Genomic DNA, 15246 nt, shown 5'->3' with positions numbered 1-15246 from the left:
GCATAAAAATAATAGCTATCCATTATAAACGGATAGCTACTATTTTTTTCTCTACTACATCATACAATCTATTAACTTTATCTCTTAATTTCAAATCATAAATATGTCCTGTTATAGCAACAATAATGTATGCACCAATTATATCTAAAGGATAGTGATGCCCTACATATATTCTCGAAAACCCTACGATTAATGAAAGTACCATTAATATTATGCTAAGCATCTTATTATATCTTCTAAGTCCTAATGCTATGCTCATTGTTCCAGTTGCATGGTCACTTGGAAAAGATGCATCTGCTGGGTGAGTCATTAATAAATTCACTTTGTTATTAACAAAAGGCCTATTAACGTAATATATGTTTCCAATTATAAAACTAATTATTAAATTAATTAGTGTAATGAGGAAGGTATTAAAGGCAATTTTTCTATACTCATCTTTTTTATTTATAATTCCTACGAAAAACACTATGGCGGTTATTGCCATAAAAATATAAGGTACATCTTTTGAAAAGAAAATCATTATTTTATCCATAACTACGTTTTTATTTGCTAAATTATTTATCAATCTAAAAAAATCCATATTCATCTTCAGTTATTCCCTTCTATATCAAACTTTGTATAAATCCAGTAATATCAGCTAAATCTACTTCATTTAAGATTACAAATACTAATTTACAACATAATGTTCCAATTATTATTCCAGCTATGACATCAGTTGGATAATGAACATATAAATATATTCTTGATAATGCGATCAAAAATGCAATTCCAATGAATAGCAGCTTATATTCACTAAAGTATGTTGATAATACTTCTGCAACGGCAAAAGAAGATAAAGTATGCCCTGATGGAAAGGAATAAGAATCCGGTCTAGTTATCAGCATATTTATATTTTTGTAAAAATTACATGGTCTAATACGTCTTACCAGATGCTTTATCAGTCCTTCTCCAATGATTGTACTTATAATTAATGTTAGTATAACCGTATCTCCAATCATCGTGTAATCCCTATTTAAAATTAAAACTAAAGCTATAACAACCCAAATGGCACCTAAATTTCCCATGCTAGTTATTAAAGTCATTACTCTATCAAAATATTTGTTTTGTAAATATCTTTTCACTGATAACAAAATATAATTATCAAAAACATTTATTTTCTTCAAGATGCTTAAATACATATAATCACCTCATTCTACTTATAAGATGTATAGCAACATTTAAGAAGTGTCAAATCGTAATCTTCAGCTTGTCCCTTTCCCAATACTTATGCTGTAAAATTCATTAATAATACATTTTTATATTATCATTTTAATATTAAAAGAATCTGAGAATAGCATTAAATTCAGATTAAAATTAGGATTTTAGCTTTATAAAAGAATAAAACCCTTAGAATCTAAATAATAGACTCTTAGGGTAAGATAATTAGATTTATGTTTTAAATACAGGCGCTGTTAAAGCACCGTGTTGGAATTAATACTTTGTACCTTTTATAATATGTAATTTTTAAAATAATTTACAAAACATATTTTAAAATCAAATTATTAATTTTCTTCAACCGCTTTTCTTCTTTTCTTAATAAAAACATAACCTATTCCCCCAATTACTGCTGCCACAACGATATAATCTACAAAATGAAGTAATGTACGGATTTTAGTCCAATTTTCTCCCATTGCAAAGCCAGCATATCCAAGTAATATGCTCCAAATTAATGATCCTAGGAATGTATACGCAACAAACTTTTTAAAATTCATCTTGCTTATTCCTGCTGGTAATGATATAAACGTCCTTATAATTGGAAGTAATCTTGAGAAAAAAGCTATTTTTTCTCCATACTTTTCAAAATATCTATCACTCATTTCAAGATGAGCCTTTGACAATCTTAATTTTTCAGCATACTTTTCAACTAATGGTCTTCCTCCTTTAGCTGCTATATAATACATAAAAACTGATCCGAAGGTTCCACCTAAAGTACCAATCACTATAACCAACAAAAGATTTAATCTCTGCCCATTATAAGCAGATGATGCTAGGTACCCACCAAAAGGTAAAATTGCTTCACTTGGAATAGGGATACATGCACTTTCTAAGGCCATCAATGAGAATACACCAAAGTACCCTAGTTTTCCCAAAACAAAAACCGCCCAGTTTACTATCGCTTCTACCATTTCTAACTCCTTCTAATTTCTAAAATTCTTTCTTATCAAATAAATAAAATCCACATGTAAAAAATATTATTCCGTATGCAATTAGCATAAATAACAAGTTTATATGAGTTAAAAGCTTCGCTCCACCAGTAGACCACTGTGTATACCAGTTCAAATAAGTTGTGAAAACAGAATTGTTAACGCCTTTAATAAATACTGCTAATACTTTAATACCAATAAAAGTTAGAATGCAGCTAATAAGGGCACCATTGCTACTTTTAAAAAATTGAACAACACAAGAAGCAAAAGTCACTAATACTAATGCAGGTACTATATCTATAATATAGCTGAATATTATATGTGGCACATTACCTATACTACTAAATCTAAATACAGCTACCGCCAATAACGTTACAAATAAAACTGCAACTAAGTTTATAACTACATATACAGCAATAGCAATATTTTTAGAAAGGAATATCTTAAATCTGCTAATTGGTCTAGTAATAACTAATTTCATAGTTTTATCTGCAGTTTCACCGGAAAAAACTTCTGCTGCCAGCATAAAAATAAATAAAGGGATAAATGCATTTGTAATAATACTTAAAATTATCAAAGGGAAGCTTTCAGCCGTTAATGATATAAATACTAATTTTGATTGAATCGCTGAGATAAAGAAAGCTGATAAAAAACTAATTAATGCAGTAACAATTAAAAATATCACAGTTCTCTTTTTTAAAAAAAGCTTCTGAATTTCATTAATTATGTTTGCTCCTAGATTACTCAACTTTATCCCTCCCATTGACTACATTCATATAAAAATCTTCTAGATTTTTATATTTTTCTTTTATATCTTTCATTGAAACTCCATTATTTATAAGCTCTCCATTATGAATTATAGCTACTTTATCACACATAAGCTCTACTTCATGAATCAAATGGCTTGAAATAAAAAATGTCATATTTTTTTCTTTAGCAAGTTCCATTATCATGTTCCTCATTTGAACCGTTCCTTCTATATCAAGTCCATTTGTAGGTTCATCCAATATAACCAAATCAGGTTCAGATAAAAGTGCCATAGCTAGAGACAATCTTTGTTTCATTCCTAATGAAAACTTACTAACTTTTTCATTTTTGTGCTCTTTAAGTTTGACTACTTCAAGAATGTTATCAATATCTGATTCCTTTATACCACCATAAAATCTTCCTACCATTTTTAAATTGTTATATGCAGACATATATTCATAGGCGTCGGCTGTTTCAATTATTGAGCCAACTGCTCTTAAAGCTTCTTCAAACTGATTTTTCAGGTCAAATCCCATTATTCTGACCTCTCCACTTTGAAAATTATTTAATCCAACAATTGATTTCATTACAGTTGTTTTACCCGCTCCGTTTGGACCAAGAAAGCCAAATATTTCTCCTTTAGCCACTTGAAAGCTAATGTTTTTCACGCCTCTGCCATTGTTATAGATTTTGGTTAAGCCACTTACTTCTAAAACCTTCTCCATATATTTCTCCTTCAACAAACAGTTATGTGAAAGATTGAGTTCCATATATGTATGTTATCAACCCTTCACACTTATTTTAATTGATCTTAAGCTTATCTAAACTTATTTTCCATAGTCTTAACTTGCTTACCAGTTAAATCTACTTTATCTGGAGTGGTGCTGTTTATGTTTGAAAGTTCCATATTAGCGTTAATTTCAATAGTATGAACTTTTCCAGCTGCATCTTTTCCTGATATAACAATCTTAGCAGTTTGATCTGCAATTGTATCATCCTTACTAATATCAGCTGTAGAATTAACACTTACTACCTTTACATCACTTTGAAGCTGTGGAATTACATTTTTAAGATTCTTCATGTCAGCCTTTTCATTTTTATCTGCAAATTCATTACTATCCTTTGCCATAGCAATTGAAACTAATGCATTTACCAATGGAGTCACCTGGCTATCACTCAATTGTATATTAACCTTTTTTGTCCCATCCCCATTGGCACTTGCAGTTACTCCATCCTTCATGCTTCCTACAAGGGTATCAATTATTACTCCTACTCCCTGTACTACCTGAGGATTTTCAGTTTTTTCTTTCTTCTGGAATTTTTTATTTCCAGTACCTGAAACTAGGTAATCACTACTGTCACTTGACTTTTGTACACGCTTTCCATCTTGTAGGTAATTACTAATAGTTTTAGTAGTGTTGGCTGTTTTTATTGTAGTAATGCTACTCATTGCATTAGCTCCTTGATTTTGTTTCAAGTTTTCAGTTAAATCTGCAAGAGTAGTTCCGTTATCAGTTATTGAAACCTTTAGAGCAGCTGTTTCATTTTTCAAGTTTTTAGTATCCATAACAGCCCCTTTATATGTTTCATAACCTGACAATTGTGATGCATTTACTAGAGCCGTTCCAAATAACAAAGTACCTCCTAAGGCCAAACTAGTAAGCATTGCAATATTTTTCTTTTTCATATTCTCAAACCTCCATCATCTATATATTTAAAAAGTTTTTCAACTCTTTATCAAATTTAAAATGCAAGCATTTCTACATTAATCATTGTGTACAATGTAGATTAAATTCAGATTAAAATAATCTTACATTTTTATTAAATTATTGTTTATCTTTAGTTTATAAAATGAAAAGAGGTAAAAGAAATAAGTTCTTCCACCTCTTTTCAATGATATTTATATCTTAAGATTTTCCTCTAAAATTAAACGAGTTGGCCAAAATTCATATAAACTTATAGACTCTACCCTACCTACAAAACTTTTAAACTTCTCTGCCACAATTGGTAATGCTTTATGAATCACTTCATGATCATCAATCAATAGTGTTGTATGGGCTGTCCACTCATTATCATCACTGCAAAACTTCTGCAAATTTAGAAGCTCATAATTTACTAAAGGCGCTATAAACAACACATCAAGTCCAAACAATCCAATATTATTTAGTCTTATATCAAAGCCTCTAAAATTTTTAGATACTTCTTTTACTTTTTCTCTAAGACTTTCCTCTTCAGATAGTTTAAATGTCCCAAGGGTCATGTGATAAGGGACATCCGCTGTTTGTCTTCCTACAAAACCATTTTCAAGTAATACCTGTTGTATATCTTTTAGTTTTTGTTGTGTTTCTTCGTCATATTGAGCTAGAATACATAAGATTTTATCTTCCATAAATATCACTCCCTTTTAATAAAATATCTCTACTAAGTTTTCACCATAAGGTACAGCATTTTTCTAAAGCCTTCCCTTTCTGTTTGCTTCTTAAACAGCTACCTTCTTTTCCACTATTTTCATATTACCAACAATTGTATTTTCCTCTTTGAAAATTGTCAACGTCTTAGTTTAAATTTTTCTTTTACAGTAAAAATTTAAACTATTGACCCTTACCTAAGGTAACCGATTATAATTAAGTTGGGTGATAAATATTATGAGAGATAAACATTTTTACACGGCAGGTGAATTTGCTAAAAAGGCAGGAGTCACCATAAGAACTATAAGATTTTATGATAACAAAGGACTACTAAAGCCATCAAGCCTTAGTGAAGCTGGATATAGGCTATATACTGATGAAGACTTTGCAAAGCTTCAAGTAATATTAACCCTAAAATATTTAGGTTTTTCCTTAGAGGATATTGCGGCTTTAGTTATTGCAGATGCTTCTGGAATTGATAGTTTAAAAAGTTCACTAGATTTACAGCTAGAAATGGTAAGAAATAAAATCAACCATCTAGAGCTTATAGAAAAATCAATTATTGAGGCAAAAAAGGTTGTTGAAGAAGATGATCCTGATTGGAGCAAGATAGTTGACATCATACATGTTACAAATATGGAGAAGGATTTATCAACCCAATATAAGGATTCTAGAAACTTAAAAGTAAGAATAAATCTTCATGACAAGTTTAGTGTAAATGAATATGGTTGGTTCAATTGGATATTTGACATAATAGGTGTTTCTGAGAACGATAAAGTTCTTGAGATAGGTTGTGGTGATGGGCAACTTTGGAAAAAGTCTCAGGGCAAAATTCCTGATAACTCAGAAATAATATTATCCGACATTTCCAATGGAATGCTTAATGACAGTAAAGAAAATCTTAAAGAATTGAAAGCTAATCTGAAGTTTCATATTGTAGATTGTGTTAACTTACCTTATGAAGATGAAAGTTTTGATAAGATAGTTGCAAATCATATGATTTTTTATGTTAAAGATAGAAAACAGGCTTTTTCAGAGATAAAAAGAGTATTAAAAAAAGACGGCTGCTTTTATTGCAGTACATATGGCTTAAAGCATATGAAAGAAATTGAAACTCTTACGAAAAGTTTTGATAGTAGAATATCTTTATCTGAAGTACATTTGGAAGAGATCTTTGGATTAGAAAATGGAGAAGCACAGCTTACAGATTACTTTCCTACTATGGAGAAACTTATCTATGAAGATAAATTAATTATAGATCAATACAAACCTTTATTGGATTATATATTATCTTGTCATGGGAATCAGCATGAAATATTAGCTGGTAGATATGATGAGTTTGAGAAATATGTTAAAGCAAAAGTTGAAAAAACAGGCATATTTAAAGTATCAAAATATGCTGGGTTGTTTGTATGCAAGAAGTAATGACAAAATATTTATAGACTAGGCTTATTTTAACTTCGAAAAACTTTATCCGGATAATTTTTAAATAGATATATTGAGAGGAGAAAAACTTATTATGAAAACTTATTTAGTAACTGGTGGAGCTGGATTTATAGGCTCAAATTTCGTTCTTTACATGCTCAAAAAATATAGTGACATAACAATTATTAATTTAGATAAACTAACTTATGCCGGTAATCTCGAAAACCTAAAGGATGTTCAAGGAAATCCTAGTCATATATTTGTTCAAGGAGATATTTGCGATAAGGAGTTAGTTACATCACTTTTTGAAAAATATGATATAGATTATGTTGTTAACTTTGCTGCAGAATCACACGTTGATCGAAGCATAAAGGAACCAGAAATATTTGCACAGACAAATGTTTTAGGGACAGTAAATCTACTAAATTGCGCTAAAAACGCATGGGAAAGAGAAAACGGATGGAAGGAAGGAGTAAGATATCATCAAGTATCTACTGATGAAGTATATGGTTCACTTGGAGAAACAGGCTACTTCATGGAAACAACTCCACTTGATCCTCATAGTCCATATTCATCAAGCAAGGCTGGAGCTGACTTTATGGTAAAAGCTTATTTTGATACCTACAATATGCCTGTAACTATAACAAGGTGTTCAAATAACTACGGACCATATCACTTCCCAGAAAAATTAATACCGCTACTTATTAACAACTGCTTAAACCATAAGGATTTACCTGTTTATGGCGATGGATTAAATATAAGAGATTGGCTTTATGTAGAAGACCATTGTAAGGCTATAGATATGGTTATTAAAGATGGAAGAATCGGCGAAGTATATAATGTTGGCGGGCATAACGAAAGAACTAACATTCAAATAGTCAAAACTGTCATAGCCTATATACATGAACATGTTGATAACACTGTAACGGAAGACCTAATAAAATATGTAGAAGACAGAAAAGGTCATGATAGAAGATATGGTATAGCACCAGATAAGATAAAAGAAGATCTAGGCTGGTATCCTGAGACTACTTTTGAAGTTGGTATCGTTAAGACTATTCAGTGGTATTTAGATAATAGACAATGGATAGAAAATGTTACTTCCGGCGACTATAAAAATTATTATGATAAGATGTATAGCAATAAATAAAATCAGTCTATCAGAAAATTATTTGAGCAGCCCTAGATTTAATTTAAGTAAATCTAGGGCTGCTCCACCTAGTCATAATCTTATTTATTTCCACATACCTTACATACTTTTATTGTTCCATTTTCAGTAACTTTATCCCAAAGAAGCTTAACTCCACCTCTTTTGCAAACAGGGCAAGTTCCTCTCCAATTAAGAATTTTTTTGATACCTCTACCTCTCTTGTTTTTTGCCATTCTCTCCCCCTCCTTTCTAGCCAAAAGTTTATTCGTTTCTTTTTACAGGAATCCTACTTCACATGTATACTGCTCATCATCCCAAAAGTGCTTTTCTATACACTGGCCTTCTATCTACTCAAAGCCTAATAAAGAAACCTATTCTGAATATATGCGTCTCCATACATCTTGTATGACAAGATTTTGTGTCATTATTCTTTCTCACTTAATTAATATTAAAAAAAGAGCCATATACATTTTAGATGGCTCCCGATTAATTTCTTAAATTTTATCTGTTTATAAAGTTAATTTTTGTTGCTAAACGAATCATATTTTAAAATCTATTTTGTTTGCTCTAAAAACTCTTCAAGTAATGCTGCCTGCAATTTTTCAACTATCTCTGAGGCCTTTCCTCCTACTAGCTTCCCATCTACCTCGCATGCACTCATGCAAAACTGCCCCGAACTTGTGACGATTACTTCATCAGCTTCCATTAATTCCTTTACAGTAAAAGGGGTTTCATCAACAGGTATATTAAACCTTTCACACATCTTTATTACGTGAGCTCTTGCTATACCTGGTAAGATTAAATTATCTGTTGGCGCTGTTTTGAATACACCATTTTTTATTATTGAAATATTGCTATGAGCACATTCTGTAACTCTATCACCTCTATGGAATATTGCTTCATCACACCCTGCTTCTTCAGTTTTTTGTGCAGCAATGACATTTGGTAATAGATTTAAAGTCTTAATATTGCAATGTAAAAACCTAGTATCTTCTAAGGTAATTAGTTTTACCTTCTTGGACATATCCTTAATACTTCTCGGAGTTAGCAGTATCCAAACATTTGCTTTTACTTCAGCTCCAGGAAAAGCATGATTTCTCATACCAGTTCCTCTTGTAACCTGCCAATATACGAACTGCTCTCCTGAATCTACCTTTTTAACCAGATCTTTAAGTAAGTTTTTTAACTCATCCTTCGTATAAGGTATCTTAATAGATAATAATTCCGCACTATTATAGAACCTATCAATGTGCTCATCCAATGCAAAGATCTTATGATTTCTACTATATGTAGCATCATATACACCATCGCCAAAATAGCATACACGATCGTTCATAGGTATCTTCATATTTTCAATCAAGTCATACTCACCATTATAAAAACCTAAATTCTCCATTAATCTTCCTCCCTTTAAACCTCATAAACTCATTGATATATAGGTAAACTATTTTCAAATTGAAACAACACATCTTTACTTAATCGGATACTTTATAAAATCCTCTACATTTAAATTATCGCACTATTCTTACTATTAATTATATAACTATATACAATAAATGAACATGATCTTTAAACAAATGAAAAAAGTACTATTCAGTTACGTCTAGTCTAGACAAATTTATAAAATACTTTCAACTTAACTTGACTATCAATTCACAAAAATGATAAAATTTTATTAAACTTATCGGAATACTTTGATATGCTTTTGAATATCTTATTATATACATCATATTTGCGACTAAAATCATACTTATATAGGTGATATGCAAAGATTTTAATGATAAAATTGAAGAAAAGTATTATAATTATTATACTTTTTAAATTAATAGGAGTGATTATAAATGGAAAAGATCGCAAGCTTTACCGTAAATCATTTGGACTTACTTCCAGGTGTATATGTATCAAGAAAAGATAATTTTAAAGATGTAGTTCTTACAACCTTTGATATAAGAATGACTAGACCAAACCTTGAACCTGTTATGAACACTGCAGAAATGCACGCATTTGAACACTTAGGCGCTACTTTCTTAAGAAATCATAAAACTTATGCATCAAAGACTGTTTATTTTGGGCCTATGGGCTGCAGAACTGGTTTCTATATAATACTCGAAGGCGATTACGAGTCAAAAGATATTGTTGGTTTACTAACAGAAATGTATCAATTTGTTGCTGACTTTGAAGGCGATATTCCTGGTGCGTCAGCTAGAGATTGCGGAAATTATTTAGATATGAATCTTCCAATGGCTAAATATCTAGCAAACAAATTCTTAAAAGAAGTTCTAGAAGTTATAACCGAAAAGAATTTAGTATACCCACAATAATATAAATGCTTATTATTGAGATATTTAAAAAGGGACCTATGCTATAAATCATAGCATAGGTCCCTCTTTAAATTTAATCTATGTTTGAGAGTTGTATCGAAACTAAACATATCTAATCTTTAATGTAATTTTCAAATCTTAGATATCCACACATGTTAAAACTTAGTCAGTAGCTTCGAGTTAGTATTTACTGAATGTGAATATACCTTCCATTGATTGTCCTCAAATACAAGTCCTACATATCCTTTTTCTGTATCCTCTTCTCTCCTTTGATCCTTGTCATAGATTGCCTCTACTGTTGCTGTATAATTAAATCCAAACTTGCCTGCTTTCTTGTCTTCAAAGGTCTTCTCAAAATCTATCTTTGTAGCTTTTAGGCTACATTTATTTACTAAACTGACCTTAAGAATTCTATAATACTCTCTATTTGCAATGATTGTATTCACTGCATCTTTAGTAGTTATTGTATAAAACTTATCATGAGCTTTAGCAACATTATCAAGAGACACTAAAGCCTCATTTGATTTGTTCGAATCTGCTTCATAAAGCTCATTCAAGAACTTTTCTGCAGTTGCTTGAGCCGTACTTTCAGAAGTTTTAGCCTCTTCTGCTTTCTTTGCATTTGAACATCCCGTAACAACAAGCAAGCAAATCGTTATTGCTGAAATAATTATTAAACCCATTTTATTTTTCAACTTAATCTCTCCCCCAATATTTTTTAATAGACTTTAACATTTTACTTTCACATAATCTTTGTAAAAATCATAGCATCTATTACCATATAAAACCATATCCAAATCCACATACTTATACTTTTTTTAATTGCATAAAAGTTGATTAACCTTGATTACTGTTAAATATATCAAGTTTCTTTACATTTTCTAATGATTTCAATTTTTATTGGCCATGCTCAAGACTATTGCAAAAATTAATTGATTATGCAGGACGAATTATTTTATCAGAATGAAACTTTGCAAACCATATCTTGACAAATTCATCCTACAGTTGTAGGATGAACTTAGGATTACAATTGTAGGAGGAATAAAAAATGACTAAGCTACCTAAAATATCTGATTCTGAGTGGGAAGTAATGGAGGTAATATGGTCAAAAAAACTATGTACTTCTTCTGAAATTGTTGATGTTTTAAAATGCAACAGTGAATGGAGCCCTAAAACTATCCACACTCTTATAACAAGATTGGTAAAAAAAGGTGCTGTCCATGTAGATAAAACCTCAACTACTTACAAATACAGCCCTATTGTTTCAGAGAAAGATTTAAAGAATCAGGAAACTAAAACCTTCGTTCAAAAGCTCTATGGCGGCTCCCTTAAATTATTAGTCTCTAATTTTATAAAAGATGAGCAATTAACTAGTGATGAAATTTATGAGCTTAAAAAGATTCTAGATGAAAAAACTGATAAGTAGGTGAACTTATGGATTTATTAAACAGGATATTTACATCTATTGTGTTTCTATCTTTAATGGCTAGTGCTGCAATAGTTATAATATCAATAATAAAATTTACGTTTAAAAATAAGTTCAGCGGAGCCTGGCATTATTATATATGGCTAATCGTAGTTGTTCGACTTATGCTACCATTTTCAATAAGTAGTAATATGAGCTTGTTTAATTATATAAATACAGAAATTGAAGGTAGCTTTAATACGAATATTTCTAGCATTATAGAAGAAAATAATATAAGCAAGGTAGCAATACCCCCTGATAACTCAAACTCTATTAAGCCAAACGCATTATCAAGCATTACTAATCATGAAGAAGGTAAATTATCCACTAATACGTCTTTCACTGGATCTAGCTATTTTCAATATATAAGTTATAGATACCATTTTGCAATCATCTGGCTAGTTGGTATGACTTTTTTATCTATTTATTTACTATCTTCTTTTATAGTGTTTAGATTTAGTATAAATTCTAAGGAAAATAATATAGCTAAAGATTTATATCCCTTACTGGAAAGATGCAAAGAAAAGGTTGGTATAAAGCATAGTGTTAAAATAATATATAGTAATGATATAAATAGTCCTTGTGTCTTGGGGATATTTGCACCTGAAATACTAATTCCTAAGACCTTATTAAAGGAATTAAATTCTGCAGATTTGGAATATATATTACTGCATGAACTTTCTCATCTTAAAAGAAAAGACTTATTGCTCAATTGGATAATGACAACTTTACAGGTTATTCACTGGTTTAATCCTATTATATGGCTAGCCTTTAGCAAAGCCAGAAAAGACTGTGAGATAAGTTGCGACAGCTTCGTTCTTGGAAGGATATCTTCAAGTGCATACAAAGAGTATGGTGAGACATTAATTAAAATTGCAGCTTCCCACTCTAAATATAAATGGACACCTGGGGTTACTTCAATAGTAAGCAAAGGCGAAATTAAAAGGAGAATAATTATGATTACAAGATTCAAAAAACAAAGTATAGCGTGGTCAATAATAGCTTTATCTTTAACTTTATTAGTTGGTTGTGGAAGTCTAACAAATCCAAAAAATAATGAAGCTACCAATAACAGCAGTGCTGTTACAGATAATACCTCTCAAGGTGCCGATAACAATAGTTCTAATAACTCAAATGTAAATGTTCCTAATACTTCAGATAATAGTACAACTAATAATAATTCCTCTAATACTTCTAATAATAGTACAAATTCAAATAGCTCACCATCTTCACAAGATCAAGCAGCTACATCAAATAAAAGCATAGAACTTTTGAAAAACATCTATAATCTTGCTAAACAAGGTAAGGTTCCTGATTGTGAGTTTGCAAGCAAGGACACTTTATTTGGAGATGTAGCAACTAAATGGGGTGACCCTGATAAAATTGATTATGTTGGATCAGGTAAAACTTCTGCTCGTTATGCTCTTTATAATAAGAAAGGATTTCATTTTGGTCTCAATAAAGGAGATCAAGTTTTTGATGTTCGATCCTTTAAGAGTTATCTAAAGGATATAAAATATAACGATGTAGAAAAAACTTTAGGGAAACCAGCTGTAATTAATAAAACTAGTACTGAGCACATAATTATTTATAATGTAAATAAAACCTATCAGCTGATGCTTATCTTCCCTAAACCAACTGATGCCAATAAAAATCCTTCACTAGATCATATTTCAGTATACGATCCTGCTGATGCCGTAAATAATATGGCTGGTTAAATAAAAGAATAAATAAATGAGTCACTTTTAGATAAAAGCTTATCTTAGAGTGACTCATTTTTTACTATTAAGACCAGCATAGATTTTTTTACTAGCTAAACCTAGTTATTTCAATAGCTTAGAACAGCTATTTGTGGTAAACAGTAAAAAATAAAAATATTAATTGAATCAAGGTAGTGATTACAGGATTACATCTTCTAACTATTGTCAAAACTATTGTTAAAATAGAGTTAAATACAAATGTCTTATTCTTATAAATGACTTTATATTTAGAGGTGATTTTAAATTGGATATTATAGATATTAAACAAGTTAAAGATATATTAAATCAGCATAAAGATTATTTTCTTACTGGAGAGACTAAAGATATAAACTTTAGAATTGCTTCTTTAAAAAAATTAAAAACTTGTATTAAAAACCATGAAAAAGAAATTTTAAATGCTCTTTATAGAGATTTAGGAAAAAGTGAATTCGAGGCTTATAGCACTGAAATAGGTTTTATTCTAGATAGTATTAGTAACTTTGTAAAGAGCTTAAAAAGTTGGTCAAAGGCAAAGACTGTAAGAACGCCTATTCATCAGGTACCCTCAAAGAGCTATATAGTCCACGAACCTTATGGAACTGTACTGATAATAGGTCCATTCAACTACCCTTTTCAGCTTCTTATTGAGCCTTTAATTGGAGCCATAGCCGCTGGTAACTGCGCTGTATTAAAGCCTTCTGAAAGCACACCTACCGTATCAGCTCTTATAAAGAAAATGATTGAGGAAACCTTTGATTCTAATTATATACGAGTTATAGAAGGAGAAAGAGAAATAACCTCAGCTCTTATAAATTCCCCCTTTGACTATATATTCTTTACAGGTAGCGTACCTGTAGGCAAAATAGTAATGGAGGCGGCAGCTAAAAACCTAGTTCCAGTTACCTTAGAACTTGGAGGCAAAAGCCCTGTTATTGTTGATAAAACTGCAAATCTAGCTATTGCAGCTAAAAGAATATTGTGGGGAAAGCTCATCAACGCTGGCCAGACCTGTATCGCTCCTGATTACATATTAGTACATAAAAGCATTAAGGATGAATTTATAAAAAAGTTAAAGGAGACAGTTGTAAGTTTTTATGGAGTTGATGCTTCAAAGAGTAGTGATTACGGAAGGATAGTAAATGAAAGACAGCTTAACCGTCTAGCATCTATAATTGAGAAAGACAGGTCAAAGATTGTTTATGGTGGCAATTACAACATAAACACTTTATATATTGAGCCGACCATCATAGACAATGTAAACTGGCAGGATGCAGTAATGAAAGATGAAATCTTTGGACCTATACTTCCTTTACTTGAGTATGAAGATATAAATTCTGCTATTAGAATGATAAATGATCATCCTAAGCCTCTAGCATTCTATATCTTTACTGAAGATAAGGTTGTAGAAAATCTAGCTTTAAACAGCATTTCTTTCGGTGGAGGCTGCGTTAATGATACTATATCCCACGTGGCAAGTTCACATCTGCCTTTTGGGGGAGTAGGTAACTCTGGAATAGGTGCTTATCACGGTAGATATAGCTTTGAGATATTTTCACATAAAAAGTGTATCATTAAGAAAAGTACTAAGATAGATATGAAATTAATATTTCCACCTTACGGAAACAGAGTAAACTTGGTAAGAAAGATATTTAAATAATAATATTTGAGTTATACAATTAAAAAATGGTATTTTGACTACTACGAAGTATATTTATAACGGAATTTCTAAAGGGTTGGTTTAGAAATCCACTTTATACTATAATAATAGCTCAAAATACCATTTTAAATTTTACTTTCCATACTTATCT

16 protein-coding genes are annotated in these 15246 nt (G+C 30.7%); 6 read left to right on the top strand and 10 right to left on the bottom strand.

Annotation, left to right across the window (positions count from 1 at the left end; genetic code table 11):
* Window positions 1–22: 22 nt before the first annotated feature.
* From bsdtw1_RS03145 to bsdtw1_RS03115, 7 genes are all read right to left on the bottom strand, one after another.
* A complete protein-coding gene (locus bsdtw1_RS03145; protein WP_183276151.1) occupies window positions 23–586 on the bottom strand; it encodes an undecaprenyl-diphosphatase in 564 nt (187 codons plus the stop codon).
* Window positions 587–602: 16 nt separating this feature from the next.
* On the bottom strand, window positions 603–1178 hold the full coding sequence (locus bsdtw1_RS03140; RefSeq protein WP_183276150.1) for a phosphatase PAP2 family protein: 576 nt from the start codon (window positions 1176–1178) through the stop codon (window positions 603–605).
* Between the two features lie 363 nt (window positions 1179–1541).
* Entirely contained in the window at window positions 1542–2165 is a 624-nt protein-coding gene (locus tag bsdtw1_RS03135) for a DedA family protein (RefSeq protein ID WP_183276149.1), read from the bottom strand.
* Between the two features lie 19 nt (window positions 2166–2184).
* A complete protein-coding gene (locus bsdtw1_RS03130) occupies window positions 2185–2931 on the bottom strand; it encodes an ABC transporter permease (RefSeq protein WP_183276148.1) in 747 nt (248 codons plus the stop codon).
* Window positions 2924–3655 carry an ABC transporter ATP-binding protein gene (locus bsdtw1_RS03125; RefSeq protein ID WP_183276146.1) on the bottom strand — a complete coding sequence of 244 codons (732 nt, stop codon included), beginning with the start codon at window positions 3653–3655 and terminating at the stop codon, window positions 2924–2926. Before bsdtw1_RS03125 ends, bsdtw1_RS03130 begins: the two co-directional genes overlap by 8 nt.
* A gap of 92 nt (window positions 3656–3747) precedes the next feature.
* On the bottom strand, window positions 3748–4617 hold the full coding sequence (locus tag bsdtw1_RS03120) for a hypothetical protein (RefSeq protein ID WP_183276145.1): 870 nt from the start codon (window positions 4615–4617) through the stop codon (window positions 3748–3750).
* A 213-nt stretch (window positions 4618–4830) separates the two neighbouring features.
* Window positions 4831–5319 (bottom strand): 2'-5' RNA ligase family protein, encoded by a 489-nt coding sequence (locus bsdtw1_RS03115; RefSeq protein ID WP_183276144.1) that lies wholly within the window; start codon window positions 5317–5319, stop codon window positions 4831–4833.
* 256 nt (window positions 5320–5575) lie between these two features.
* Here bsdtw1_RS03115 and bsdtw1_RS03110 point away from each other — a divergent pair, with 256 nt between their 5' ends.
* Both bsdtw1_RS03110 and rfbB read left to right on the top strand, forming a co-directional pair.
* Entirely contained in the window at window positions 5576–6763 is a 1188-nt protein-coding gene (locus tag bsdtw1_RS03110) for a MerR family transcriptional regulator (protein WP_183276143.1), read from the top strand.
* Window positions 6764–6857: 94 nt separating this feature from the next.
* Window positions 6858–7913 carry a dTDP-glucose 4,6-dehydratase gene (gene rfbB, locus bsdtw1_RS03105; RefSeq protein ID WP_183276142.1) on the top strand — a complete coding sequence of 352 codons (1056 nt, stop codon included), beginning with the start codon at window positions 6858–6860 and terminating at the stop codon, window positions 7911–7913.
* Between the two features lie 80 nt (window positions 7914–7993).
* Here rfbB and bsdtw1_RS03100 read toward each other — a convergent pair whose 3' ends face one another.
* Together bsdtw1_RS03100 and bsdtw1_RS03095 are read right to left on the bottom strand one after the other, a co-directional pair.
* Window positions 7994–8146 carry a PIN domain-containing protein gene (locus tag bsdtw1_RS03100; protein WP_183276141.1) on the bottom strand — a complete coding sequence of 51 codons (153 nt, stop codon included), beginning with the start codon at window positions 8144–8146 and terminating at the stop codon, window positions 7994–7996.
* Between the two features lie 320 nt (window positions 8147–8466).
* A complete protein-coding gene (locus bsdtw1_RS03095; RefSeq protein WP_183276139.1) occupies window positions 8467–9309 on the bottom strand; it encodes a D-amino acid aminotransferase in 843 nt (280 codons plus the stop codon).
* Between the two features lie 445 nt (window positions 9310–9754).
* On the opposite strand from bsdtw1_RS03095, the gene bsdtw1_RS03090 reads away from it, so the two are divergent.
* Window positions 9755–10234 carry an S-ribosylhomocysteine lyase gene (locus bsdtw1_RS03090; protein WP_183276136.1) on the top strand — a complete coding sequence of 160 codons (480 nt, stop codon included), beginning with the start codon at window positions 9755–9757 and terminating at the stop codon, window positions 10232–10234.
* 155 nt (window positions 10235–10389) lie between these two features.
* On the opposite strand, the gene bsdtw1_RS03085 is transcribed toward bsdtw1_RS03090, so the two are convergent.
* The gene (locus bsdtw1_RS03085) at window positions 10390–10929 is read right to left on the bottom strand and encodes a hypothetical protein (RefSeq protein ID WP_183276135.1); all 540 of its coding nucleotides are present in this window, start codon (window positions 10927–10929) and stop codon (window positions 10390–10392) included.
* 353 nt (window positions 10930–11282) lie between these two features.
* On the opposite strand from bsdtw1_RS03085, the gene bsdtw1_RS03080 reads away from it, so the two are divergent.
* The 3 genes from bsdtw1_RS03080 (at window position 11283) to bsdtw1_RS03070 (ending at window position 15095) form a co-directional block, all read left to right on the top strand.
* Complete coding sequence (locus bsdtw1_RS03080) at window positions 11283–11660, top strand: BlaI/MecI/CopY family transcriptional regulator (RefSeq protein ID WP_183276134.1); 378 nt, start codon at window positions 11283–11285, stop codon at window positions 11658–11660.
* Between the two features lie 8 nt (window positions 11661–11668).
* On the top strand, window positions 11669–13417 hold the full coding sequence (locus bsdtw1_RS03075) for a M56 family metallopeptidase (protein WP_183276133.1): 1749 nt from the start codon (window positions 11669–11671) through the stop codon (window positions 13415–13417).
* Window positions 13418–13718: 301 nt separating this feature from the next.
* The gene (locus tag bsdtw1_RS03070; protein WP_371874746.1) at window positions 13719–15095 is read left to right on the top strand and encodes an aldehyde dehydrogenase; all 1377 of its coding nucleotides are present in this window, start codon (window positions 13719–13721) and stop codon (window positions 15093–15095) included.
* The last annotated feature ends 151 nt before the right edge of the window (window positions 15096–15246 follow it).

Source organism: Clostridium fungisolvens, assembly GCF_014193895.1.
GTDB lineage: Bacteria > Bacillota > Clostridia > Clostridiales > Clostridiaceae > Clostridium_AR > Clostridium_AR fungisolvens.
The sequence above is the reverse complement of the archived record's forward strand: the minus strand, read 5'-3'. Positions and strand labels throughout refer to the sequence as shown.